This window comes from Microvirga brassicacearum (assembly GCF_008757455.1).
GTDB lineage: Bacteria > Pseudomonadota > Alphaproteobacteria > Rhizobiales > Beijerinckiaceae > Microvirga > Microvirga brassicacearum.
In genome coordinates this window covers 20,697-44,877 of record NZ_VCMV01000077.1, presented here as the reverse complement: position 1 = coordinate 44,877, position 24,181 = coordinate 20,697, and the positions used below count along the sequence as shown (strand labels likewise).

Sequence of the window (24,181 nt, the reverse complement as noted above, 5' to 3'; positions counted from 1 at the left end):
CTCCAAGGGTGATTTTCTTCAACGGACAAGGGACGAGGCCGTTCATGACGGAAGCTCCGGACCAGTTTCAGACATTGATGTTTCGTCTTCGTGACGATCCGGCCCTGGCCAGCCTGCTGCGGCCCGATGCGGCCGTCCTTATCTGGGATGAAGCCGCCGAGCGGCTGCTGTGGGCGTCTCCTCCCGCGGCTGATTTTGCGGCCGGCCTTCTCGATGAAAGTGGACGGCTCAGTCCCGGATCGCGTGCGCGGCAGAGGCTGGAAGCGCTCGCCAGCGGGCTCGCGCCGCATCTCGGCGTTCGGCTCGAGCGCCTGTTGCTGGACCCTGCGCGCCTGTCTCCTCCAGTGACCTGCGCGTGTCGTCTCGCGGCGCTTCCGAGCGGCACGAAGGTGCTCGTGACGGCGATTGTCGGTGCCCTGCCAAAGGCAAGGCGCGCCGCCCCCCCGCAGGAGGCGGCTGCACCACCGGTCGAGGCCGAAAAAACCCCTCCTACCCGGCCGGGCGGCAGCATTCGGTTCGTGTGGCAGGCCGATCCGCAGACCCGTTTCATCCACGTGTCCTCTGGCCTGTCCGAGGCTGTCGGGCCGATGGCGGGCGATATTCTTGGCCGGACATGGGCAGAGATCAGCCGGTCGGTCGTCGAGGATTCCGGTGAGATCGCCGGGTTATTTGCCAGACAGGAAACCTGGAGCGGGCGCACCATCGCGTGGCGCGTCGATAACAAGAGCGGGACGGTGCCGGTCGATTGGGCTGGCATGCCGATCTTCGGGTTGGATCGCGAACTCGTCGGATTCCGCGGGTTCGGCCTCATTCGAAAGGACGCGTTGGCCGAGCTTGCAGATGCGACCGAGGCTTTGAGACCCGAGGAAGGCGGACCGGCGCCCATCGAGGCAAGCGAACCCGGGATCGTCACACCTGACGAACCCGAAGAAGTGATCGAGGTTGAACCGTCCTCGCCGGTGGTGGCGGAAATAGTGCAGCAGGGGGACGTGCACGCACCTGAGCCAGAATCCGAGCGCGACCTGACCGATGAGGAAAAGCTGTTCGAGCAACTCCGCGAGACGGTCGCGGCGTCCCTCTCGGAGCCGACGATCGAGATCTACCAGCACGTTGCCGAGGACGAAGAAGCCGAACCCGAACCGGAGCCGCCGGTGGCTTCGCGGCCTCCCGAGCCGCAATCGGGCCTGTCTAATACGGAACGCAATGCTTTTCGCGAGATCGCGAGGGCGCTGGGCGCTCGGTTCGAGCCGGAAACCCCTCCGGCTGCCGAGGAGCGCACCCACGAAAGGGTGCCGCCCTTTCGCCGCCTTGCGCTGGTCCCCGATCCGGTGGCTGACCCGGAGGAAGAGGGCGCCGATACGCCGGCCGTAGCTCCGGCGACGGCAAGCCCTGTGCCCGAGGGTCTGCCTGGCACCCCCGAAGCGGCGGAAGACACCGCGGAGGAACCGACGCGCGCCAGCGTGGCGAATACCGAGGCTCCCCCGGTCGCACTGGCGGCCGAAGCGCCCGGAGATGAAGGCCGCGATGGGCCGCACCCGGCGACCGACGGGCAGGCACTTCTCGCCCAACTTCCGATGCCGGCGCTGGTTCATCAGGGCCAGCACATCGTTTTCGCCAACCGGGCACTGCTCGCGCTCACAGGCTACGACGACCGCGAACACCTCGCCGCGGGTGGCGGCCTGCCGCGCCTGTTCGGCACAAATCCGATAGCCTCAGCGGATTGCACGACTCTCACGACCCGTCAGCGCGAGTCGGTATCCGTGGAGTTGCGCCAAGCACCTGTCTTGTGGGATGGCATCGACGCGGACCTCCTGCTGGTGCGCCGATTGCCGGATGGTGACACCTCGCAGCGCTTGCGGGCGGTGGAAACGGAACTCGGCGCTCGTGATGTTCGCATTCACGAACTCGAATCCGTTCTCGACACCGCGACGGACGGGGTCATCGTTCTCGACGAGACGGGCCGCATCCTGTCGCTCAACCGAACCGCTGAGGCGTTGTTCGGCTACAACCAGGGCGATGTGGTGGGAGACGCGATTACCGTCCTGCTTTCGCCCGAAAGCCATATCGTGGCGCTCGACTATCTCGAAGGGTTGCGGTCGCCCGGCGTCGCAAGCCTCCTGAATGATGGCAGGGAGGTTCTCGGCCGCGTGCGCCAGGGTGGGTCGATCCCGCTTTTCATGACCATGGGCCAGATTAATGACGGCCCGAACCGCAAGCTGTGCGCGGTGTTGCGCGACATCACGCCGTTCAAGAAGGCGGAGGGCGAGTTGGTCGGGGCGCGCCGCGCGGCCGAACAGGCCAACGCCCAGAAATCCGATCTGCTCGCCAAGATCAGCCACGAAATCCGCACGCCCCTGAACGCGATTCTCGGGTTTGCCGAGGTCATGCTGGAAGAGCGCTTCGGGCCGATCGGCAATGACCGCTACAAGGAATATCTGAAGGACGTCCACGCCTCTGGCGCCCATGTGATCAGCCTGGTGAACGATCTGCTCGACCTTGCGAAGGTGGAGGCAGGCCGCATGGACTTGTCCTTCACGAGCGTCAATCTCAACGATCTCGTCTCCAGCTGTTTCACGCTGCTGCAGCCACAGGCTGCCCGCGACCGCATCGTGATGCGGACGAGTTTCGCCGCCAAGCTTCCTCCCGTCGTGGCGGATGATCGGTCGGTGCGCCAGATCGTTCTCAATCTCGTCTCCAACGCGATCAAGTTCACGGATGCGGGCGGCCAGGTGATCGTCTCGACGGCGCTCACCGATCGCGGCGAAGTGGCGTTCCGCGTTCGCGACACCGGGATCGGCATGAACAGCGAGGAGGTGGAGGCGGCCCTCGAGCCGTTCCGGCAACTCGCAACCTCCCGCAAACGCGGCGGCACTGGCCTCGGGCTTCCTCTGACGAAAGCCCTCGTAGAGGCCAATCGCGGCGCGCTGCAGATATCGAGCCAGCCCAACGAGGGGACGCTGGTCGAGGTCATTTTCCCGCCGACGCGCGTACTTGCGGAATAGCGCGCTGCAACGCGATCGAATGGCCGTCGCTGATTGATCCTCCGTGGATTGGCGCTAGGCTTCTCTTGCGCTCTGCGAGGGACCCCCATGTCCACCTATCGCCTCGACAAGCTTTTCTCGCCCCATTCCGTCGCCGTCATCGGCGCCAGCCCGCATGAGGGCTCGCTCGGCCTGACTTTCGTTCGCAACCTGATCGAAGGCGGCTTCGAGGGGGCGATTTTTCCGGTCAATCCGCGCCACCGTGAAATCGAGGGGAAGCCCTGTTTCCCATCGATCGGGAAACTGCCGGTGACCCCTGATCTCATCGTTGTCGCGGTGCCGCCGAAGAATGTTCTGGCGGTCATCGAGGAAGCAGGTCGGAGAGGTGTAGCGGCAGCCATCATTGCGACCGCCGGTCTCGGTTACGGCGAGGGTTCCTTGTTGGAGACGGTCAGGCGATCGGCGCGCCTTCACGGATTGCGGATCGTTGGGCCGAACTGCATCGGTGTTCTCGCGCCGCGCGCGAAACTGAACGCCAGCTTTGCGGCGCGCAGCGCCAAGGTTGGTGATCTCGCCCTCGTGTCCCAGTCGGGAGCGATCGCCGCGGGATTGGTGGAATGGGCGGCGCAGCGGCAGGTCGGGTTCTCGGCGATCGTTTCGCTCGGCGATAAGATCGACGTGGATTTCAGCGATTGCCTCGATTATTTCTCCGCCGATCCAGGCACACGCGCGATCCTTCTTTACATGGAATCCGTGGACGATGCGCGCAAGTTCATGTCGGCGGCGCGTGCCGCCGCACGCACCAAGCCTGTCGTCGTCATTAAAGCCGGGCGGCACGCGCAGGGCGCGAAGGCGGCCGCCACGCATACGGGAGCGCTTGCGGGCTCCGACGCGGTCTATGACGCGGCCTTCCGACGCGCCGGATTGCTGCGCGTGCTCGATCTGGACCAACTCTTCGCCGCCGCCGAAACACTCGGGCGTCAGAAGCCGTTTCCCGGCAATCGATTGGCTGTCCTCACCAATGGCGGCGGTGTCGGCGTCCTCGCAATCGATCGCTTGATCGATCTCGGCGGAACCCTTGCGGGCCTGTCCGACGCGACGATGGAGCGGCTGAACGCGAGGTTGCCGGCGAACTGGTCGCATGGAAATCCCATCGATATCATCGGCGATGCGGATGCGGAGCGCTATTCAGTGGCGCTCGAGGCGTTGCTGACCGATGACGAGAACGACGCGATTTTGATCCTGAACGTCCCGACGGCGATCGCCAGCGCGGCCGATGCGGCGGCTGCGGTTGCCGACGCGGTCAGGCGGAACCGCGAGAGCGGCATGCGGCACAAGCCGGTATTTGCGGCATGGATCGGGGAGGACCCAGAATCCGCGCGGTTCTTCGAGCAGGTCCGCATTCCCCATTTCGCCACCGAGGCCGATGCGGTTCGCGGCTTCATTCAGCTCGTGCGCTACCGTGAGGCGCAGAGCGAGTTGATGGAAACACCCGATAGCCTGCCGCATGATTTCGTGCCGGATGTGACAAGCGCCCAAGTTATCGTGGCGCGCGCGATCGCCGACAATCGACGGTGGCTAGATCCTCTCGAGGTGAATGCGCTGCTGCGCGCCTACGACATTCCCGTCGCGCCGCTCGTCCTCGCCACCTCGTCCGATGAAGCGGTCGCGGCAGCGCAGCCGATCTTTGCCGAGGGCGGCACCGTCGCGGTGAAGGTCCTGTCGCCGGACATCGTGCACAAATCGGATATCGGCGGGGTCAAGCTCGATCTCGCCACCGAGAACTCGGTGAGACTTGCCGTCGAAGACATTTTTGAGCGCGCCGCACGGTTGAAACCCGATGCGGTGATCACCGGCATCATTGTTCAACCCATGGTGCGGCGGGGCAAAGCGCGCGAGCTGATCGTCGGCCTCGCGGATGATCCGACATTCGGTCCGGTTGTGTTGTTCGGGCGGGGCGGCACCGCGGTCGAGGTGATCGACGACAAGGCGCTGGCGCTACCGCCGCTCGATCTGAAGCTTGCGGCCGACTTGATTTCGCGGACCCGTGTGTCGCGTCGCCTGAAGGCCTATCGCGATGTTCCGGCTGCCGACGAGAGAGCTGTCGCCCTTGTCCTCGTGAAGCTCGCCCAGCTTGCCTCCGATCTGCCGGAAATTCGCGAGGTCGATATCAACCCGCTACTGGCGGACGAGAAAGCGGTGATTGCTGTCGACGCGCGGATCGCCATCGCTCCGCTGACGAAGATCGAGCGCAAGGGCCATTCGCGTTTCGCCGTCAGGCCGTATCCGAAGGAATGGGAGCGAACCATCACGCTCCGCAACGGCCGGCAGGCTTTCGTGCGTCCCGTCCGGCCCGAGGATGAAGGCAAGTTTCTCGATTTCTTCAAACGCGTGACACAGGAGGACTTGCGTCTGCGCTTCTTTGCGCCGGTTCGCGACTTCAACCATGTCTTTCTGGCGCGCCTGACGCAACTCGACTATGCCCGGGCGATCGCCTTCGTGGCCTTCGATACGGAAAGCGGCGAGATGCTTGGCGCGGTGCGCCTGCACGCCGACGCCAACCACGAAACGGGCGAATATGGCATTTTGCTGCGCTCGGATCTCAAGGGGCTCGGCCTCGGGTGGGACCTCATGCGCTTCATGATCGAGTGGGCCAAGGCCGATGGCCTGCGTGTGGTCGAGGGGCAGGTGCTTCGGGAAAATACCACGATGCTCGATATGTGCCGGCGTCTCGGGTTCTCGATCCGAAACGATCCGGACGATCTCGACCTGCTCATCGTCACACTGCCGGTGGCCTCGATCGAGAGGCCCGAAGACCTGTTCACCGAATGAGCCGTCGTGCCGGCGTCAGACCGGTGCGTCGCCTCTGCTCCGACGGCTCATCAGTGGTCGCCGTCGACCTCGCCCACATGCTTCTGGGCGTAGAGCTGCAAGCCGAGTTGATCGACGAGATTGAGCTGCGTTTCAAGGAAGTCGATATGGCCTTCCTCATCCTTCATCAGCTCTTCAAACAGGTTTTTCGACACCCGGTCGCCGACGCTCTCACAATAGGTTGCCGCCTCGCCGTACAGATTGCGGGCCTCGTACTCGGCGGCAAGGTCGCATTCGAGAATTTCCTTCACGTTCTGCCCGATGCGCAGCGGGTCGAGAACCTGAAGATTGGCAAAGCCGTCAAGGAAAATGATGCGCTCGATGAAGCGATCGGCGTGGTGCATTTCCTCGATGGATTCCTTGCGCCAAGCCTTGGCCAACTCCTTGTAACCCCAATCGTCGAGCACCCGGTAATGAAGCCAGTACTGGCTGACGGCCGTAAGCTCGCTCCGCAGGCCGCGATTGAGATATTCGATGACCTTCTGATCGCCCTTCATCCGCGCCTCTCGTCAATGCCAACCAAACGGGCCGGGTTAATAGATTAGAAGAATTAAAATCTATTTGACGGAACGGCATTCGTCAAAGGGTAGGTTCGGCGGCGGCCCGCTCCAGCGCTATCGGGCAGCAGCCCTTGTTGCACACATGAAGGGCCTCACTGGCTGCATCCGCCAGGGCTTTGTCCATGATCGAGCGAATGGTTCTGACGCAGCGGCCGCAATTCGGGCTGCAGCCAAGGCAACGATAGACCTGCGCCGGCGTGCGCGGGCATTCGGGCCCGGGCCGCAGACACGCTTTCACATCGCCATCGGAGAGGACGTTACAGGAACAAACGATCATTGAAACGCTAGTTTAGAATTGTTAAAAACTATCTGTGTTTACAAACACTTACGGGGGAAATCGCCGTTTGCCAAGCACTCTGTCCGCGCCCAGTTGTCACGGCCCCGGTTAAAGTCAGAGCAGGCGACGGAAGAGGCCGGGATAGTCCCGAACGAGGCCATGCGGGTCCACCGGAAGTTCGGCAGTGAAAGCATGATCCAGGCTCTCGAACCGATAGAGCGCTCCAGGGTGAATGGCGGTATAGCGTTGCTCTCCGGGAGCGACTGCGAGCGCCGGAACGCGAATATAGGCGAGCCTGACAAGGCGGCTTTCGCCTGCCTCGAGCGAGAGCCGGCGGATCGGCAGCGTGTTGGTGAAGGGCGTCGCCTCGATATCGATGTCGATGCAGCCGTTGAGGGACGGGCTGAGCGTCCCGTTCTGCTTCCATTGCCCCATGCCATCACTTTCGAGATGGAGGCTTTCGCCCGCGGTGGTTTCCAGCAGCGCGTCGCGCACCCGCCAGCTCCGGTCGATCAGCAGGCGGTAGCGCAATCCGAAATGGGCTGGTTCTGCGGAGGCGATCACGACGCCGCACGCCACGATCCCCTCGCCATCACGCCGGAGGTCGAGATGCTCGAGGCTGCTCGCTGGGCCCTCCCAGGCCTGCCAGCGCGCGGTAATCGCCGAAACAAGCTGGAACTGCCTCATCCGAGTCTCACTCCTTGACGACGACCACGTGCAGGCGACGGGGACCGTGAGCGCCGAGCAACATGGTCTGCTCGATGTCGCCGGAGCGGGAAGGGCCCGTAATCCAGTTGACGGTGCGCGGCATGCCGCCTTTTCCGAAGGTGAGACGCACCTTCGCCCAGACGCTCTCGTAATCGCCCGCAACGTCCTTCGCGGACACGACGATGATGTGGTTGTCGGGCAGGAAGTTGAGTGTCGACGGGTTCTCGGATCCCGAAACCATCACCAGCGATCCGGTCTCCGCCACCGCACCGAGCGCATGACTGACGGCGTTGAGATCATCCCCGGCACTTGGGCCATGCGCGATGTCGAGCGCGGTATCGTTCCACGGCATGGCTTGAAGCCTGCGATCGTCCCCCATGCGCAGGCTGGCGGGCAAATTGTGATCCCGTAGGAAATGGGCGATGGATTGCGGGACCTCGGCCGCCGATGCGACCTCGGTCACCGTCGCGAGCGCCGCTTCCGCCTGGACCTTGAACAAGGCGAGCAGCGCCTCGCCGGACACCTGTCCGCGTTTTGGAATGACCCCCTTGGGCGCGTGGGCCAGCCGATCGCTGACGATCTGTCGCCGGATGGTCTCCTTGCCCGACACTCCGAGCGAGTGGCGGATGGCGCCGAGAATGTCGTCGCGGGCGCTCACGCTGCTCTCCTCTTGTGTTCACGCCGCCAGCGCGCCTGAAAAGTCTCACCCTGTGGAGCAGGCAGATCGCGATTCCTGGTCCAGCCGCCGGCGAGCGGCAGCCATTGGAAGCGACCTTTACGTCGCCCGGCAAATCCCATCGCGCGAATGGCGATGCCGGTGGCCAGACGATAGAGGGCAGGGCGCTTGGCAAAGAACCCCCACAACCCCAGCCCCGATCGCACCGTGGCGGGGGTCAGATGCCGCTCGAATTCCCGCTCACGCCAATGGCGCATGAGCTTCGGCAACGGGATCTTCACCGGGCATACGCTTTCGCAGCGCCCGCAGAACGTCGAGGCATTCGGCAAATGGCCCGCCTGGTCGATTCCGATCAGCGTCGGCGTCAGCACTGCGCCCATCGGGCCTGGATAGACCCAGCCGTAAGCGTGGCCACCTACTGCGTGATAAACCGGGCAATGGTTCATGCAGGCGCCGCAGCGAATGCAGCGCAGCATCTCCTCGAAGCTGGTGCCGAGCATGGCCGAGCGACCGTTGTCGAGCAGGACCACGTGGTAATTCTCGGGTCCGTCGCTGTCGCCGAGATGGCGCGGCCCGGTCGAGAAGGTGGTGTAGACCGAAATCTCCTGCCCGGTCGCGGAGCGCGCCAGGACGCGCAGGATCTGGCTGACATCCTCAAGCGTCGGAACCAGCTTTTCGATGGATGCCAAAACGATGTGGGTCTTCGGCAGGATTTGCGTCAGATCCCCATTGCCCTCATTGGTGACGATGACCGATGTGCCGGTTTCGGCCACGAGGAAATTGGCGCCCGTGATGCCCACATCGGCGGCGAGAAAGCGCTCGCGCAGGACACCGCGAGCCTCCGTCAGCAGTTGCACCGGTTCGGAAAGATCGCGCTTCGCGTCGAGATGCGTGTGGACGCGGCGAAAATCCTGCTCGACCTGCGTCGCGTTGAGGTGGACCGCCGGTGCGATGATGTGGCTTGGCATCTCATGGCGGAGCTGGATGATGTATTCGCCAAGATCCGTCTCGACGGGCGTGATCCCGTGCGTTTCAAGGTGCTCATTGATGCCGATCTCTTCGGCGATCATCGATTTGCCCTTGGTCACGGTGCGGGCGCCAGCCTCTTTGCAAATCGACAGGATGATGTCGCGCGCCTCCTCGGCATGGCGCGCGAAATGCACATGCCCGCCCGAGGCTCTCACCTTCTGTTCGTAGGCTTCAAGATAAAGATCGAGGTGTTGCAGCGTGTGGTTCTTGATGTCCCGGGCGGAGTCGCGCAAGGCCTCGAATTCCGGGAGCTTTTGCGTCGCTTTCTCGCGCTTGTCGATGAAGCCCTGCTTGACGTTGCCCAACGCCTTCTGGAGCTGCGCATCGCCCAACGCACGCGCGGCGTTCTTCTTGAAATCGGGAGAGGTGCTGTGCACGCTCATCGCGCGGCTTCCTTTCCGGTCCTCTGCGCTTCCTTCGCCACCCCGATCGGCGGATCGTCGGTCATTCCGGCGAGGATTTCCGCCACGTGGCGCACCCGCACCGGCTCGCCGTCTCGACTGAGCTTGCCGGCCATGTTGAGCAGGCACCCGAGATCACCCGCGAGCAGGGTCGGCGCGCCCGCCGCGACGACGTGTTTTGCTTTCGCCTCGACGATCGCGCCCGAAATCTCGCTATATTTGACCGCGAACGTGCCGCCGAAACCGCAGCACACGTCGCTCTCCTCCATTTCAACGAGGGTCAGGCCCTCGACGCTTGCCAGCAATTTGCGCGGCTGGCTGCGGACGCCGAGTTCGCGCAAGCCGGAACATGAATCGTGGTAGGTGACCGCGCCGTCGAACGTTGCATCCACGCGGGTGACGCCAAGAACGTCGACGAGAAAACTCGTGAGTTCGAATGTACGTGCCGCAAGCTCGTTGGCGCGGGGCAGCCAGTTCGGATCGTCTGCGAACAGTTCCGGGTAATGCGCCTTGATCATGGCCGCGCAGGAACCCGAGGGCGCCACCACATAGTCGTAGCCGCGAAACTCCGTGATGGTGCGTTCGGCGATGCTGCGCGTGGTGGCGCGATCGCCGGAATTATAGGTCGGTTGCCCGCAACAGGTCTGCTCCGGCACCTCGACAGTGCACCCTGCATTCTCGAGGAGTTTGACGGCAGCAAAGCCGACGGAGGGCCGCATCAGGTCGACGACGCAGGTCACGAACAAGCCGATTCGAGGCTTGCGGGCACGGTCTTGCTTCACAATTCAAACTCTCTCCGAATGATCGTCGGCATCACGAGCGGGCAGGGCGCTCACGCGGCTGCTATTGCGCAGCCTTTTTTCCATCGGCGCCAAACTGCTTGAGATAGGCCAGGAGATCCTCGACCCGCTTTGGGTCCTTGACGCCCGCATAGACCATTTTGGTGCCGGGAATCTTGGCCCGCGGATCGCGGATATACTCGCGGAAGGTCGCCTCGTCCCAGGTGATGCCAGAATTTTGGTTGGCAGGCGAGTAGCTATAGCCCTCGATCGTGCCGGCTTTTCGGCCGATAACGCCATTGAGCACGGGACCGACCGAATTCTTGGCGCCTTCCCCGATCTGATGGCAGGCCTTGCACTGAAGGAAGGTTTTTTCGCCCGCGGCCGCATCCTGGGCCTGGGCAGTGCCGAATCCGGAGAGGCAGAGCACGAGCGAGATTACAAATAAACGCATCAAAAACTCCTTGGCGCGGGAGGCTGGGGCATTCTAGAGAGAATCCACATTATTGGAAAATTCCCTCAAGAGCAGCTACCTTCTGACCAAGCGCGGGCGCGGGCATCACGAGCCCAAGGCCCGCCGGGAGTTTACGCCATGCCAATCGCTTTTCCCGAGCCGGATCAGGCTATTACGTCACGTCGGGCGGAAATCATCGCAGGGTTGAGACGGCTCGTCCCGGGCGAGGCGCTCATCGTATCGGAGGACGAACGCCGGGCCTTCGAGACCGACGGGTTGACGGCCTATCGCCAGATGCCGCTGGCGGTGGTGCTGCCGTCCTCGACTCTGGAGGTCTCGTCCATCCTCCGGTTCTGCCATGAGAACGGCGTCAAGGTGGTGCCGCGCGGGGCCGGCACCTCGCTCAGCGGCGGCGCCATCCCGCAGGCGGATGCCATCGTGCTCGGGGTCGCGAAGATGAACCGGGTTTTGGAGGTCAACCTCACTGACCGCTTCATCCGCGTTGAATCGGGCATTACCAATCTGGGCATCAGCCAGGCGGTCGCCCACGAAGGCTACTTTTATGCGCCGGATCCCTCGAGTCAGCTCGCCTGCACGATCGCCGGCAACATCGCGATGAATTCGGGCGGGGCCCATTGCCTGAAATATGGCGTCACCACCAACAACCTGCTCGGCGTCACCCTGGTGCTGCTCGACGGTACCATCATGACGCTCGGGGGCGATCATCTCGACAGTGCGGGTTACGACCTGCTCGGCCTGATCACCGGGTCGGAGGGTCAACTCGGCGTCGTCACCGAGGCCACCGTTCGCATCCTGCATGCCGCCGAGGGCGCCCGCCCGGCCTTGTTCGGGTTCGAGCGCGTGAATGACGCGGGCGCGTGCGTCGCCGCCATCATCGCCGCCGGCATCATTCCCGTGGCGCTGGAATACATGGATCGCCCGGCCATCCAGATCTGCGAGGCCTTCGCCCATGCGGGATATCCCCTCGACGTGGAAGCGATGCTGATCGTCGAGGTCGAAGGGTCCGAGCAGGAAATCGACGACATGCTCCGCCGCATCGTCGCCATCGCCGAGCCGTTCCACCCGAAAACCATCAAGGTGTCGCAATCTGAGGCCGAGAGCGCCGCGATCTGGAAGGGCCGCAAATCGGCCTTCGGCGCAACGGGGCGCGTTGCCGATTACATTTGCATGGACGGCACCATCCCGACCGGTCAGTTGCCTTATGTGCTCAAGCGCATCGACGAGATCGCGAAATCGCAGGGGCTGGGGGTCGCCAACGTGTTTCACGCGGGCGACGGCAACCTGCATCCGTTGGTGATGTTCGACACTAGCAAGCCGGGCGAGATGGAGAAGGCCGAACATGTGGGCGAGGAAATCCTGAAACTCTGCGTGGAAGTCGGTGGCTGCCTGACTGGCGAGCACGGCGTCGGCATCGAGAAGCGCGACCTGATGCCGTTCCAGTTCAATGTGGCCGATCTCCAGCAGCAGATGCGGGTGCGTGGGGTCTTCGACCCGCTATGGCTTCTGAACCCCGCCAAAGTGTTCCCTCTGGATGGAAGGATCGCCGCGTGAAGGTCTATTCCCCGCGCGACGAGAACGAGGCATCGACGATCATCACGGAGGCTGCGGCCAGCGGCCTCAAGCTCGCTGTCGGCGGTGCGAACAGCAAGGCGGCGCTCGGGCGGATGGTGGATGCGGGCGCACGGCTGTCGTCGATCGAGATGGCGGGCGTCACGCTCTACGAACCCGCCGAGTTGGTGATTGCAGCCAAGAGCGGCACACCGGTTTCCGAACTTGTTCGCGTGCTGGCCGAGCGGGGCCAGGAACTGCCGTTCGAGCCGATGGATTACCGGCCGCTTCTCGGCTCGCGCGGGGAGCCGACCATCGGTGCGGTGGTGGCGATGAACATTTCAGGACCCCGTCGCATCATGGCGGGTGGCGCGCGAGACAGTCTCATCGGCGTGCGGGCCGTCAACGGACGCGGCGAAGTCGTGAAATCAGGGGGGCGCGTGATGAAGAATGTCACCGGGCTCGACCTCGTCAAGCTTCTCGCCGGCTCCTGGGGCACGCTTGGCTTTCTGACCGAAGTGACGTTCAAGGTGCTGCCGAAGACGGAGCGCATGGCGACGTTGCTCTGGCGCGGCCTCGATGATCGTCGCGCCATCGAGGCGCTGTCGAGCGCCCTCGGCTCGCCGTTCGACATCACTGGCGCAGCGCACCTGCCGGGCGCCGATGTGCAGGGCGCGCGCACGCTGGTCAGGCTCGAAGGATTTTCCGTCTCGATCGATTATCGCCTCGGCGAGGTGCGGCGCTTGCTCAAGAGCGCCGGCGCGCCCGATATCCTGGAGGGTCGCGGCGCCGAGATTCTGTGGCAATCGGTGCGGGACGCGACCATTCTGCCCGATGATCGCGACCGCGCCGTCTGGCGTCTTTCGACGGCGCCATCCAAAGGGCCGGATGTGGCCGCGCAAATCTCCCGTTCCCTTGACGCCCAATGGTTCTATGATTGGGGCGGCGGATTGTTGTGGATTGCCACAAAACCCGAAGGAGATGCCGGCGCCGGGATCATTCGCGCGGCGACCCGGGAGTTCGGCGGACATGCGATGCTGGTGCGCGCGCCGGATGGTATCCGGGCCGCCGTCGATGTGTTCGAGCCGCAGAGCGAGGCCGTCATGGCGCTGACTCGTGGCATCAAGAAAGCCTTCGACCCGGCGGGCATCCTCAATCCCGGCCGCATGTATGCGGGGGTGTAGAGTGATGCTGCCACCCGATCAGGCTATCGGCCAGCGGCGGTCGGGCGCGTGACAACAGGAATTGCGAGCTAGAGTCGATGCAGACCAACTTCACGCCCGATCAACTGCGCGATCCGACCATGGCCAGTTCGGAGAAGATTCTCCGCACCTGCGTCCATTGCGGTTTCTGCACCGCCACCTGTCCCACCTATCTGCTGCTCGGCGACGAGCTCGATTCACCGCGCGGGCGCATCTATCTCATCAAGGACATGTTGGAGGGCGGCAAGCCCGCCACGCCCGAAGTGGTGAAGCACATCGATCGGTGCCTGTCGTGCCTGGCCTGCATGACCACGTGCCCTTCCGGCGTGAACTACATGCATCTGGTGGATCATGCGCGCTCCTATATCGAGGCGACCTACACCCGGCCCTGGCATGATCGCCTGTTGCGCTCGCTGCTCGCCCATATCCTGCCCTATCCCAACCGCTTTCGCCTCGCCCTGGCGGCCGCGATGCTGGCAAAACCGTTCAGGAATGCGCTGGGCGCGTTGCCGCTGTTCGGTGCCCGTCTGCGGGCGATGGTCGAACTCGCGCCGACGCGCGTTCCCGCGCGCTCGGCCTTCGATGGGCCGGGGGCCTTCAAGCCGGAGGGCGAGCGACGGGCGCGCGTCGCCATTCTGTCCGGCTGCGCCCAACCGGTTTTGAAGCCGGGTTTCAACGAGGCGGCGATCCGGCTCCTCAACCGCCACGGTGTCGAGGTGGTCCAGGCGCGCGGCGAGGGCTGCTGCGGCGCGCTCGTTCACCACATGGGCCGGGAGCCGGAAGGTCATGCCTTCGCCAGGAAAAACATCGACGCCTGGATCGCCGAAATGGATGGCGAGGGGCTGGACGCCATCGTGATTACCGCCTCGGGCTGCGGCACGACGGTCAAGGATTACGGGTTCATGTTTCGCGAGGACGCGGCCTACGCTGAAAAGGCTGCGCGGGTTTCCGCCATCACCCGGGACATCACCGAATATGTCACCGGCCTGAAACTGATCGCACCCGTGCGGGAGGTCGATCTCGTGGTGGCCTACCAATCCGCGTGTTCGTTGCAGCACGGCCAGCAAATCCGGACCGAGCCCAAGACGTTGCTCAAGCAGGCCGGCTTCACCGTCAAGGACGTGCCGGAGGGACATATCTGCTGCGGCTCGTCCGGGACCTACAACCTCTTGCAGCCTGAAATTGCCCTTCAGCTCCGTGCCCGGAAGGTCGCCAATATCGAGCGGACCCACCCGGATCTCATCGCCACCGGCAATATCGGCTGCATGACCCAGATCCAGAAGGGCACCACGATCCCGATGGTCCACACCGTCGAGCTTCTGGACTGGGCCACCGGCGGGCCAATTCCCGAGGCATTGGAAGCACTTGAACCCGAAAAGCAAGCAATCCGCCATTGATCGGCCGGGACAAATGACGCTGCGACAGCGTTGCGCAACGAAATTTTGTTTCCAAGACCCGCATCTCTGCGGTAAAAGACCCCCAAAGCGTAAATTTCACACGTCAGAGGGGGCGACCCAGTGTCATCCGGTTGGACGTCTTTCAAATCCCGTTTCAGCAAGAAGAGCCAGGAATCCTTCGGGGATATTCTCGGCGAGGACGCCGTTCGCGCGGCAATGGCGGGCGAAGAGGAGCCCTCCGCGCGTCAGGAGCCGATGCTGGCCCGTCAGAACGGGAAACTTGATACGGTCGGGCAGAAAAATGAGCTGATCCGTGTCCGGTTTGCCAATCTGATCGATCGGCTGGAGGAGATTCGCAGTCTCAAGGATGATTTCACGCTCCTGAGCGAACCGGTCTACGATCTCATCCGCTCCTATCCGCAGATCCAGTCCCGCCTTCTTGAAACGGAAGCCGTGCTCCGACAGGAGACCGACACCACCGGGGCGCTTCGCCGGGAACTTGCCGATCTCGCCAATTCTCATGCGCGCATGACGGATGATTTCTCCGCCACCGTGTCCCAGTTGCGCAAAGCCGAAACCAAACTTCGCGATCAGGATTCGGCAATCGAGGATCTCCGCCTCAGCGTCAAGGACAAGGAGGCGGTCGGCGCCGATCTCGAAAATCAGCTCACGATCGAGACCGAGCGCTCCCGCAACATCACCGAAGAAAACCAGGCTCTGCGGCTCGAGGCACAGGAGGCCGACCAAACGGTCGCTCGCGCCGAGCGCGAACTGATCGAGACCCGCGAGCGGAACGGCCTGCTCGACCACGAGGTCAAGCGCCTGCAGAAGGTCGCCGAGGAACAGAATTACCGGCTGTCGAACCTGACCAACCGCTACAGCGAGATGGAAACCCAGCTCGAGACCACCCGCCAGCGCGCCTCGGAACTCGAAACCAAGCTGATGGCAGAGCAGGTTGCCCGGCAGCGGCTGGAAACCCACCTCGATTCCGAGCGCTCCGCACATCAAACCGATCTGTCCTCGCTGGACATGAAGATCGAGGGCCTGACCTCGCGCCTTGCTGCCACCGACAAGATCCTCGCCCATACGCGCGATCAGTTGCGGGACAAGAACGAGGCCCATCGCGGCGTCGAACGCAATCTCAAAGAAACCGCCATCGAGAAGAACACGCTCGAGCGTCGTCTCGAGGCGACCCAGCAGGAGGTCGAACGGCAGGTCGCGATGGTCAACGAGCTGCAGCGTTCCCGCATCGAATTGCAGGAGCGCGTCGAGATGCTCAACAAGGCGATCGCCGCCAAGGATTTCCAGATCGAAAGCTCCGACAACAAGGTGGCCAATCTGTCCGAGCGCATCGATCAGCTCACCAAGCGCTTCGATCAGGACCGCGGCACGCTCGAGGCCGCCAACCGCCGCCTGACGGAAGAGTTGCAGAACGAGAAGGCCGAACGCTCGCTGATTCAGGGCGCCCTGGAAATCTCACGGGAGAGCCGCGTGAAAATCCAGAAGAAGTACGTCAGCCTGCGCAAGAATACGCGCCTCGACGCGCAGAGCGACGACGGAAGCCTCCTCGACAGCGACGAGACCGAGACGAATGTCCTGCCGCTCAAATCCTCGGACGCCGAATAGCAGGCCCCGCGTTTTGACGATCGTGCCGGAGCCTCGAACTCGGCTTTGAGGCGGGTCGGTGTTTGGTGAAATGTGGGATCGAGCCGCCTGAAAACTCCCACCTCCCGAGGACCGCAGATCCGTGTCCTCCAGTGCTTGCTAGAGACGCCTCGTGCTTCGAGACAGGCCTTCGGCCTTCCTCAGCATGAGGCTCCGAGACCGCTATCGTGCTCCCCGAGATGAGGCTCGTGGGCGCTGATTCCATGCTCCACCTTATCCTGAGGAGCAGCCAAAGGCTGCGTCTCGAAGGATCCTCCAGTGGTCTCTGGAATCGCCTCGTGCTTCGAGACGGGCCTGCGGCCCTCCTCAGCATAAGGCTATGGGTGTTGTAGGCATTTCCGGCCTGCCTCCCACACAAACCTGCATCCCTAAACTTGGCTGCCGGTCAGACAGGGAGTATCGACCTGCCGCCTCTACCAAAGCGGCTCGCCATGCTTACATCTCTCCCACGTCGCCACCGCCAACGGAGATCCGTCGTGAACGATCAGGAACGTGAAGTCATCGCGGATATCTTCCGCCGCCTCGAACAGGTTGCGGACCAACCGCGCGATCCGGAGGCCGAACGCTTCATTTCGGAAAAGCTCCGTCAGCAACCGTACGCGCCCTATGCAATGGCGCAGGCGATTTTTGTCCAGGAACAGGCGCTGACCAATCTCCAGTCGGACGTGGAAACGCTTCGGGCGGAGGTTGAAGAGGCGCGGCGGCAGCCGCAGGCGGGCGGGGGCATTCTCTCGTCCCTGTTCGGCGGTGGCCAGCGGCCTCAGGCGGAACCTTATCGTCAGAACGCCCCTGGAATGACCCGACAAGCTGCCCCGTGGGGTGGCCCTTCGGTGTCGCAGCGGCAGCCAGGCTACAGCGAACCGGGTGAGCCCAGGGGGAGCGGCGCTTCCGGCCCTTGGGGCGGCGGCATGGGCCAGCCTCGCGGCGGCGGCGGCTTTCTGCAGGGCGCGCTCTCCACGGCGGCGGGCGTCGCCGGAGGCATGATGGTGGCGAACGCTCTGACCAGCGCCTTTGGCGGAAAGCCGGGGGGCACGGATGCTGCCGCTGGCGAGAAGGCCGGCTTCGCCGACACGGCCGCCGCGGATGCAACGACCGACGACGCCAGCATCACGAATTCACTCTATGAGAATCCGAGTGAGGAGCAGCCGAACGATTTCGACGATTTCGGTGGCGAGGGTGGCGACGAGGGCGATTGGGTTTAGAGCTTGATCCGGCGAAGTGGATACCGGTTCGCCGAAGGATCATGCGGCAAAATAAAATTGGAAGCTGAATCCGACTCCAGCGCATCGGTTCATGTCGCGTGGCCGGCGGTCTGTGAAAAAACCTGAATCACCAGCACGCCGGCGAGAATGAGGAAAATTCCCAGGAGCGCGGGCCAGTCGAGCGACTGACGATAGAGCAGCCATCCGACCACCGCGATCAGCACGATTCCGATCCCGGACCACAACGCGTAGGCGATGCCGATCGGGATCGTGCGTAGGGTCAGCGAGAGGAAATAGAACGCGAGCGCATATCCGACGACGACCACAGCCGAGGGCCAGAGCCGGGTGAACCCGTCAGCGGCCTTGAGCGCCGTCGTGGCGACGACTTCGCAGAGGATGGCGGCGAGGAGAAACGCATAATTCATGGGACGACTCGATAAGGCAGGGCGTAAGCCGCTCCCTTAACACACCTCCGTCGCGACCGGACGGAAGACCTCAGATCACCACCACCCGCGCGCCCACGGGCACCCGGTTGTAAAGATCGATCACGTCGCGGTTGAGCATGCGGATGCAGCCGGAGGAGACCGCCTGGCCGATCGTGTGCGGCTCGTTGGTGCCGTGAATGCGGTAGAGCGATGAGCCGAGATAGAGGGCGCGGGCGCCAAGCGGGTTGTCGGGTCCGCCCTCCATATGAGTGGGAAGGTCGGGGCGGCGCCTCAGCATTTCCCTGGGCGGGCGCCAGTCCGGCCACACCTTTTTCATCGTCACGGATTTTCGGCCCGCCCACTCGAAGCCCGGACGGCCGACGCCGATCCCGTATCGGATGGCGCGGCCACCGGGCTGCACCAGATAGAGGTACTTGGAGGGCGTATCGATGATCAGCGTCCCGGGCGCTTCCCTGCCACGATAGGCCACCACCTGCCGCTGGTATTGCGGCCGGATGGCGTATTCGAGACCGCCATCCTCCGCTTCGTAATCCGGCGGCAACGACGCAAACGCGCGGCCATATGGATCCTCGACCCGGCCGTACTGGTAGCCGGTCAGCGGGTCCACCGCCCGGGCGCGCGGTCGGGAAGCGGGCCGGGCCACCAGCGGATAATGGTCGCTATACCCGTCGGCCGGGTAGCCGGGCGGATAGCCATAAAAAGGCTGTGCCGACACCGCCGTGGGAGCAAGAAGGGGAAATAAAACAGCCGAGCCGAGGAGCCAGTGACGCATTGCCATCATCCAGTTTCGATTGAGCGTTAACGAAAAGCGCAACAATTGTTTCCGCCAAGGTGGGCAAGACGAGGGATGCGCCGTGTGCTTTTCTGTCGAGAGCGGTCTCACGGATGATGCCTGCCTGCGGGAACTCGGCTAAGAGCGGAGCGTGGTGCCCGCCATCCCGGAAGGCACCTTTTCAAGTTGTCGTATCATGCATTTCGGTCCCGCCTTGCGGGCTGCCGCGGGAATCGCGGTTCTGTCCATCATGGACGCGGTCATCAAGGCGATGGCGGTCCATTATCCGACGTTTCAGGTGACGTTCCTGCGCTTTACGTTCGGGTCGCTGGTCGCGATCGGAATCGTGGCCGTGTCGCGACCGGGATGGCCGAGCAGCGAGACCATCAAGGCCAACCTTGCGCGGTCGGTGGTGGGCGTGATCACCGCCGTCAGCTTCTTCTACGCCCTCGGTCAATTGCCGCTGGCCGAAACCCTCGTTCTGTCGTTCCTCTCGCCGATGTTCGTGGCTCTGTTCGGCTTGCTGCTCCTGCGGGAGCGGGTCGACACGAGAGTGCTGGCGGCGATCGCGGTCGGCTTCGGCGGCACGCTGGTGGTCGTTCTCGGGCAAAGCGGGGAGGGCAGCGTCCCGCGCTCATGGACGGGGGTCGGGGCGGCGCTGCTGTCCGCGGTGACCTACGCGCTCAGCCTCGTCCTGCTCAGGCAGCGGGCCCAGCGCGACAAGTTCATGCACATCGTGCTTTTGTCGAACCTGGGTCCCGCCGTCCTCGTGGCGCCCTTTGCGCTGCTGGTCTGGGGTCCGGTCGACGTCACCCATCTCGGCTGGTTCCTCGTGATGGGCATGCTCGGGACCGCCGGGCACATCCTGCTGGCGACCGCCTACGCCAAGGCCGAGGCGGCCCGCCTGGCACCCCTTGAATATACCGCGCTGATCTGGGCCGCATTCATCGGCTACGGCGTCTTTCAAGAAATTCCCACCTGGGCGACCTTCGGGGGCGGCATTCTGATCGTGTCGGCGGCGGCGCTCGCGTCCCGGCGCTAGCCCTGCCGTAACGGCAGCCTCATTCATCTTATCGCAGGACTCTGCCTTGACTCCTCCCCGGCCCGTCCTTATCTCGCGCTAGCTGTTGGCACTCGGGTCAAAACAGTGCTAACAGCCCGAACTCAAGATCAAGCCGTGGCCGCCAAGGCTGCGCTAACAGTCATAAGAGGAAGTTCCATGAAATTCCGTCCGCTGCACGACCGCGTCGTCGTCCGTCGCCTTGAGAGCGAAGAGAAGACGAAGGGCGGCATCATCATCCCCGATACCGCCAAGGAAAAGCCGCAAGAGGGCGAAATCGTCGCCGTCGGCCCTGGCGCCCGCGATGAGAGCGGCAAGCTGGTCGCCCTCGACGTCAAGTCGGGCGATCGCGTCCTGTTCGGAAAGTGGTCCGGCACCGAAGTGAAGATCGATGGTCAGGACCTCCTGATCATGAAGGAATCCGACATCATGGGCGTGATCGCGAAGTAATTTCGCGCCGTTCTTTTTTCAGAATCCATTGCAATTCAACTGGAGGCAAAGCCTATGGCTGCCAAAGACGTAAAATTCTCCTCCGATGCCCGTGACAAGATGCTCAAGGGCGTCGACATCCTTGCCGATGCCGTGAAGGTCACGCTCGGTCCCAAGGGCCGCAACGTCGTCATCGAAAAATCCTTCGGCGCTCCGCGCATCACCAAGGACGGCGTGACGGTCGCCAAGGAAATCGAGCTTGCCGACAAGTTCGAGAACATGGGCGCCCAGATGGTCCGTGAGGTCGCTTCCAAGACCAACGACATCGCCGGCGACGGCACCACCACCGCGACGGTTCTGGCCCAGTCCATCGTCCGCGAAGGCGCCAAGGCGGTTGCTGCCGGCATGAACCCGATGGACCTCAAGCGCGGCATCGACTTGGCTGCGGCTGAAGCCGTCAAGGACATCCAGGCGCGTGCGAAGAAGGTGCAGTCCTCCGATGAGGTCGCACAGGTCGGCACCATTTCGGCTAACGGCGACGTTGAAATCGGCAAGATGATCGCTCACGCGATGCAGAAGGTCGGCAACGAGGGCGTCATCACCGTCGAGGAAGCCAAGACCGCCGAGACCGAACTCGACGTCGTCGAAGGCATGCAGTTCGACCGCGGCTATCTCTCGCCTTACTTCATCACCAACGCCGAGAAGATGGTGGCCGAGCTCGAGGACCCCTACATCCTCATCCACGAGAAGAAGCTCTCGTCGCTCCAGACCATGCTGCCGATCCTCGAGGCTGTCGTGCAGACCGGCAAGCCGCTGCTCATCATCGCCGAGGACGTGGAAGGTGAGGCTCTCGCCACCCTCGTGGTCAACAAGCTCCGTGGCGGACTGAAGATCGCTGCCGTCAAGGCTCCGGGCTTCGGCGATCGCCGCAAGGCCATGCTCGAGGACATCGCCGTCCTCACCGCCGGCCAAGTCATCTCGGAAGATCTCGGCATCAAGCTCGAGACCGTGACCCTCGACATGCTCGGCCGTGCCAAGCGCGTCCGCATCGACAAGGAAAGCACCACCGTCATCGACGGCGCTGGCCAGAAGAAGGACATCGAGTCCCGCGTGGCGCAGATCAAGGCGCAGGTCGAGGAAACCACCTCGGACTACGACCGCGAGAAGCTCCAGGAGCGTCTGGCCAAGCTCGCAGGCGGCGTCGCGGTCATCCGCGTCGGCGGCGCGACCGAAATCGAGGTCAAGGAGAAGAAGGACCGCGTCGACGACGCCCTCAACGCCACCAAGGCGGCGGTTGAAGAAGGCATCGTTCCCGGCGGCGGCGTCGCGCTCCTGCGCGCCAAGGCGGCTGTTGCCAAGCTCACGACCGATAACCCGGACGTGAAGGCCGGCATCAACATCGTGCTGCGCGCGCTCGAAGCCCCGATCCGTCAGATCGTCGAGAACGCCGGCGTCGAAGGCTCCATCGTGGTCGGCAAGATCCTCGAGAACAAGTCGATCACCTACGGCTTCAACGCCCAGACCGAAGAGTATGTCGACATGCTCCAGGCCGGTATCGTCGACCCCGCAAAGGTCGTCCGCACGGCACTTCAGGACGCGGCCTCGGTCGCCGGCCTGCTCGTGACCACGGAAGCCATGGTGGCCGAGGCTCCCCGTCGTGAATCCGCTCCGGCAATGCCGGGCGGCGGCGGCATGGGCGGCATGGGCGGCATGGACTTCTAAGTCCAGCTTCTCACCGACCGATCATCAAGAAGGCCCCGGAGCGATCCGGGGCCTTTTTTGTTGCCCAAGCGGCAAGCGAGGAGGGACGAACGGGGCTAGACAAAAGGCGGAGAGCCTGATACGAACAATGTTGCATTAAGATAACATTCCTTTGGGGAAGGCCGCCATGACCCTTTATGTGATCGATGCAACGCGGCCTCTACCTCCGACCACGAAGGACTATGAGCACGCGCTCGTCCTGAACGATTACGACACCGTCGTCCTTGTTGCTGGATCGGAAATCAGAGCGGCCGGTTACGGTGCCTTCGGCATCAGCGGTGGCACGCACGCAAATTTGGTCATTGCCGGCGAGGTTCACAGCGTCCAGTCCACTGCGGCCGCACTGCAAGGAAGCATCGAGATTCGAGCTGGCGGCGGAGTCTACGGTTCCGAGTACGGAGTATACTTAGGGTATGACTATGAAAACGGCCGGACCAATATCGTCAATAACGGGGGTGAAATTGTTGGAACCGAAGCGGGCATTTATCTGGATGGCACAAGAAACACGATCGTCAATACCGGAAAAATAGATGGCTACTACGGCATATATTCAGGTGGCTACTATGACCCCGGAGAGCAACTTCTCGTTTTTAACACTGGAGATATCCGAGGTAGCGAACACGCAATCGTTGGTGCGTTCTATGGCCCCAACCTCGTCACTAATAAGGGGACCATTGAAGGCAACGTTCTCTTAGGCCATGGCGCCGACTTGTATGATGGACGCGACGGGAGATTGACTGGGGAACTTTATCTTTCCGGAGGGGACGATGTCGTCTTTGGCGGCGACGGCTCCGAGGCGATCGTCACTTGGGCCGGCACCAAGTTCATCGATGGTGGCGCGGGAATCGACACGGTGAGGTGTGCGTCAGGCGCGAAAGCAACTATCGATCTCAATGAGATCTCAAAACAGCTGGTAACCGTGAGCGGGTGGGCGACCATCCGCAACGTCGAGAATTTGATCGGAAGCAGCGCCGGCGACAACTTCAAAGGCAACGACGTCGCGAACGTCTTTACGACCGGCAATGGCCACGACACGCTTGAGGGCAACGGCGGCGACGACATCCTTTCGGGTGGCGCGCATAACGACCTTCTCGCCGGGGGCGCAGGCTCGGACATCGCGGTCTATTCCGGTCGCTTTTCCGACTATACGTTTGGCGAGGACGCCAACCACGCGCTCACGATCACCGACAACCGCGCCAACGGCGATGGCGCCGACAGCCTCACGGGCATCGAGTTCGCGCTGTTCAACGACCGCATCGTCACCTTATCGGCGCCGCGTCCGCCCGCAACGCCCACGCAACCGAACCCGACCGGGCCGTTCGTCCCCGAAAAGCCAGCCCTGCCGACGCCTTCGGTTTCCGTGATCGCCACCGCGCAGGCGGCTCAGATCGCAGCCGCTTCCCTCGACCTCACGGGCAGCAAGCGCGCCGACCGGCTCAATGGCGGCGCCGGTGACGACCGGCTCAATGGCGGGCTCGGCAAGGATGTGCTCACCGGAAATGCGGGCGAGGACACGTTCATCTTCAGCGCGAGGCTTGGCGCAAAGAATGCCGACCGGGTTCGAGACTTCTCGCATCAGGACGACCAATTCCAGCTGTCGCATAAGATCTTCGGCGAGATCGACCGGGGCATCCTGAAGAACTCGGCCTTCATTATCGGCCGCAAGGCGCTGGCCGAGGACGATCGCATCGTCTTCGACGAGAAGACCGGCGCGCTCTCCTACGATGCGGACGGTTCCGGCACCGAGCACGCGGCGATCAAGTTTGCGCAGGTGAAGGCGGGGACTATCTTGAAGGCGAGCGATTTCTTCATCGTGTGAGGCCAAGGGCGCGCCTCGGCGGCGACATGGGCAGCATGAGTTCCGAGCCCAACCTGAACCGACTGATCACGAAGAGGCCCCGGAGCGATCCGGGGCCTCTTTTGTGATCGAGGCGGAAGGTAG

At 63.2% G+C, this 24,181-nt stretch carries 20 protein-coding genes; 11 read left to right on the top strand and 9 right to left on the bottom strand.

Annotated elements, in window-relative coordinates:
* The first annotated feature begins 44 nt into the window (after positions 1-44).
* Entirely contained in the window at positions 45-3,002 is a 2,958-nt protein-coding gene (locus FEZ63_RS23585; RefSeq protein ID WP_244622959.1) for an ATP-binding protein, read from the top strand.
* 87 nt (positions 3,003-3,089) lie between these two features.
* Positions 3,090-5,813: a bifunctional acetate--CoA ligase family protein/GNAT family N-acetyltransferase gene (locus FEZ63_RS23580; protein ID WP_150949656.1), complete on the top strand. Its 2,724-nt coding sequence runs from the start codon at positions 3,090-3,092 to the stop codon at positions 5,811-5,813.
* A 50-nt stretch (positions 5,814-5,863) separates the two neighbouring features.
* Here FEZ63_RS23580 and bfr read toward each other — a convergent pair whose 3' ends face one another.
* The 7 genes from bfr to FEZ63_RS23545 all read right to left on the bottom strand — a co-directional run bounded on the left by bfr (position 5,864) and on the right by FEZ63_RS23545 (position 10,736).
* Complete coding sequence (bfr, locus tag FEZ63_RS23575) at positions 5,864-6,349, bottom strand: bacterioferritin (protein ID WP_150949654.1); 486 nt, start codon at positions 6,347-6,349, stop codon at positions 5,864-5,866.
* An 82-nt stretch (positions 6,350-6,431) separates the two neighbouring features.
* Positions 6,432-6,689, bottom strand: a complete 258-nt coding sequence (locus FEZ63_RS23570; RefSeq protein WP_150949652.1) for a (2Fe-2S)-binding protein — start codon at positions 6,687-6,689, stop codon at positions 6,432-6,434.
* A 114-nt stretch (positions 6,690-6,803) separates the two neighbouring features.
* A complete protein-coding gene (locus tag FEZ63_RS23565; protein ID WP_150949650.1) occupies positions 6,804-7,376 on the bottom strand; it encodes a putative glycolipid-binding domain-containing protein in 573 nt (190 codons plus the stop codon).
* Positions 7,377-7,383: 7 nt separating this feature from the next.
* A complete protein-coding gene (locus tag FEZ63_RS23560) occupies positions 7,384-8,055 on the bottom strand; it encodes a LutC/YkgG family protein (protein ID WP_150949648.1) in 672 nt (223 codons plus the stop codon).
* Positions 8,052-9,485, bottom strand: a complete 1,434-nt coding sequence (locus FEZ63_RS23555; RefSeq protein WP_150949646.1) for a LutB/LldF family L-lactate oxidation iron-sulfur protein — start codon at positions 9,483-9,485, stop codon at positions 8,052-8,054. Before FEZ63_RS23555 ends, FEZ63_RS23560 begins: the two co-directional genes overlap by 4 nt.
* On the bottom strand, positions 9,482-10,285 hold the full coding sequence (locus FEZ63_RS23550) for a (Fe-S)-binding protein (RefSeq protein WP_201274277.1): 804 nt from the start codon (positions 10,283-10,285) through the stop codon (positions 9,482-9,484). Before FEZ63_RS23550 ends, FEZ63_RS23555 begins: the two co-directional genes overlap by 4 nt.
* A 61-nt stretch (positions 10,286-10,346) precedes the next feature.
* Positions 10,347-10,736 carry a c-type cytochrome gene (locus FEZ63_RS23545; protein ID WP_150949642.1) on the bottom strand — a complete coding sequence of 130 codons (390 nt, stop codon included), beginning with the start codon at positions 10,734-10,736 and terminating at the stop codon, positions 10,347-10,349.
* Positions 10,737-10,874: 138 nt separating this feature from the next.
* Between FEZ63_RS23545 and FEZ63_RS23540 the strand changes: the two genes are divergently transcribed.
* The 5 genes from FEZ63_RS23540 (at position 10,875) to FEZ63_RS23520 (ending at position 17,771) form a co-directional block, all read left to right on the top strand.
* Positions 10,875-12,308, top strand: coding sequence for an FAD-linked oxidase C-terminal domain-containing protein (locus tag FEZ63_RS23540; RefSeq protein ID WP_150949640.1), 1,434 nt, complete (start codon positions 10,875-10,877; stop codon positions 12,306-12,308).
* Positions 12,305-13,489, top strand: a complete 1,185-nt coding sequence (locus FEZ63_RS23535; RefSeq protein ID WP_150949638.1) for an FAD-binding protein — start codon at positions 12,305-12,307, stop codon at positions 13,487-13,489. The genes FEZ63_RS23540 and FEZ63_RS23535 overlap by 4 nt, the downstream gene beginning before the upstream one ends.
* Positions 13,490-13,566: 77 nt before the next feature.
* Positions 13,567-14,904, top strand: coding sequence for a glycolate oxidase subunit GlcF (gene glcF / locus FEZ63_RS23530; protein WP_150949636.1), 1,338 nt, complete (start codon positions 13,567-13,569; stop codon positions 14,902-14,904).
* Positions 14,905-15,024: 120 nt separating this feature from the next.
* On the top strand, positions 15,025-16,530 hold the full coding sequence (locus FEZ63_RS23525; protein ID WP_150949634.1) for a chromosome partitioning protein ParA: 1,506 nt from the start codon (positions 15,025-15,027) through the stop codon (positions 16,528-16,530).
* A 515-nt stretch (positions 16,531-17,045) separates the two neighbouring features.
* Positions 17,046-17,771 carry a DUF2076 domain-containing protein gene (locus FEZ63_RS23520; RefSeq protein WP_150949631.1) on the top strand — a complete coding sequence of 242 codons (726 nt, stop codon included), beginning with the start codon at positions 17,046-17,048 and terminating at the stop codon, positions 17,769-17,771.
* 89 nt (positions 17,772-17,860) lie between these two features.
* Here FEZ63_RS23520 and FEZ63_RS23515 read toward each other — a convergent pair whose 3' ends face one another.
* Entirely contained in the window at positions 17,861-18,196 is a 336-nt protein-coding gene (locus tag FEZ63_RS23515) for a DMT family transporter (protein ID WP_150949629.1), read from the bottom strand.
* 70 nt (positions 18,197-18,266) lie between these two features.
* Positions 18,267-18,989 (bottom strand): L,D-transpeptidase, encoded by a 723-nt coding sequence (locus FEZ63_RS23510; RefSeq protein WP_150949627.1) that lies wholly within the window; start codon positions 18,987-18,989, stop codon positions 18,267-18,269.
* 196 nt (positions 18,990-19,185) lie between these two features.
* Here FEZ63_RS23510 and FEZ63_RS23505 point away from each other — a divergent pair, with 196 nt between their 5' ends.
* The 4 genes from FEZ63_RS23505 to FEZ63_RS25990 all read left to right on the top strand — a co-directional run bounded on the left by FEZ63_RS23505 (position 19,186) and on the right by FEZ63_RS25990 (position 24,058).
* Positions 19,186-20,031, top strand: a complete 846-nt coding sequence (locus FEZ63_RS23505) for a DMT family transporter (protein ID WP_150949625.1) — start codon at positions 19,186-19,188, stop codon at positions 20,029-20,031.
* Positions 20,032-20,208: 177 nt separating this feature from the next.
* Positions 20,209-20,499 (top strand): co-chaperone GroES, encoded by a 291-nt coding sequence (gene groES / locus FEZ63_RS23500; protein WP_150949622.1) that lies wholly within the window; start codon positions 20,209-20,211, stop codon positions 20,497-20,499.
* A 54-nt stretch (positions 20,500-20,553) separates the two neighbouring features.
* The gene (gene groL / locus FEZ63_RS23495) at positions 20,554-22,200 is read left to right on the top strand and encodes a chaperonin GroEL (protein WP_150949620.1); all 1,647 of its coding nucleotides are present in this window, start codon (positions 20,554-20,556) and stop codon (positions 22,198-22,200) included.
* Positions 22,201-22,366: 166 nt separating this feature from the next.
* Positions 22,367-24,058 carry a calcium-binding protein gene (locus FEZ63_RS25990; protein WP_150949618.1) on the top strand — a complete coding sequence of 564 codons (1,692 nt, stop codon included), beginning with the start codon at positions 22,367-22,369 and terminating at the stop codon, positions 24,056-24,058.
* The last annotated feature ends 123 nt before the right edge of the window (positions 24,059-24,181 follow it).

What these genes read in the sequence shown, in the direction of transcription:
- glcF (WP_150949636.1), top strand. Translation starts at nt 13,567, where the DNA reads ATGCAGACCAACTTCACGCCCGATCAACTGCGCGATCCGACCATGGCC.
- FEZ63_RS23570 (WP_150949652.1), bottom strand. Translation starts at nt 6,689, where the DNA reads ATGATCGTTTGTTCCTGTAACGTCCTCTCCGATGGCGATGTGAAAGCG.
- FEZ63_RS23510 (WP_150949627.1), bottom strand. Translation starts at nt 18,989, where the DNA reads ATGCGTCACTGGCTCCTCGGCTCGGCTGTTTTATTTCCCCTTCTTGCT.
- FEZ63_RS23555 (WP_150949646.1), bottom strand. Translation starts at nt 9,485, where the DNA reads ATGAGCGTGCACAGCACCTCTCCCGATTTCAAGAAGAACGCCGCGCGT.
- groL (WP_150949620.1), top strand. Translation starts at nt 20,554, where the DNA reads ATGGCTGCCAAAGACGTAAAATTCTCCTCCGATGCCCGTGACAAGATG.
- FEZ63_RS23515 (WP_150949629.1), bottom strand. Translation starts at nt 18,196, where the DNA reads ATGAATTATGCGTTTCTCCTCGCCGCCATCCTCTGCGAAGTCGTCGCC.
- bfr (WP_150949654.1), bottom strand. Translation starts at nt 6,349, where the DNA reads ATGAAGGGCGATCAGAAGGTCATCGAATATCTCAATCGCGGCCTGCGG.
- FEZ63_RS23545 (WP_150949642.1), bottom strand. Translation starts at nt 10,736, where the DNA reads ATGCGTTTATTTGTAATCTCGCTCGTGCTCTGCCTCTCCGGATTCGGC.
- FEZ63_RS23565 (WP_150949650.1), bottom strand. Translation starts at nt 7,376, where the DNA reads ATGAGGCAGTTCCAGCTTGTTTCGGCGATTACCGCGCGCTGGCAGGCC.
- FEZ63_RS23585 (WP_244622959.1), top strand. Translation starts at nt 45, where the DNA reads ATGACGGAAGCTCCGGACCAGTTTCAGACATTGATGTTTCGTCTTCGT.
- FEZ63_RS23540 (WP_150949640.1), top strand. Translation starts at nt 10,875, where the DNA reads ATGCCAATCGCTTTTCCCGAGCCGGATCAGGCTATTACGTCACGTCGG.
- FEZ63_RS23580 (WP_150949656.1), top strand. Translation starts at nt 3,090, where the DNA reads ATGTCCACCTATCGCCTCGACAAGCTTTTCTCGCCCCATTCCGTCGCC.
- FEZ63_RS25990 (WP_150949618.1), top strand. Translation starts at nt 22,367, where the DNA reads ATGACCCTTTATGTGATCGATGCAACGCGGCCTCTACCTCCGACCACG.
- groES (WP_150949622.1), top strand. Translation starts at nt 20,209, where the DNA reads ATGAAATTCCGTCCGCTGCACGACCGCGTCGTCGTCCGTCGCCTTGAG.
- FEZ63_RS23505 (WP_150949625.1), top strand. Translation starts at nt 19,186, where the DNA reads ATGCATTTCGGTCCCGCCTTGCGGGCTGCCGCGGGAATCGCGGTTCTG.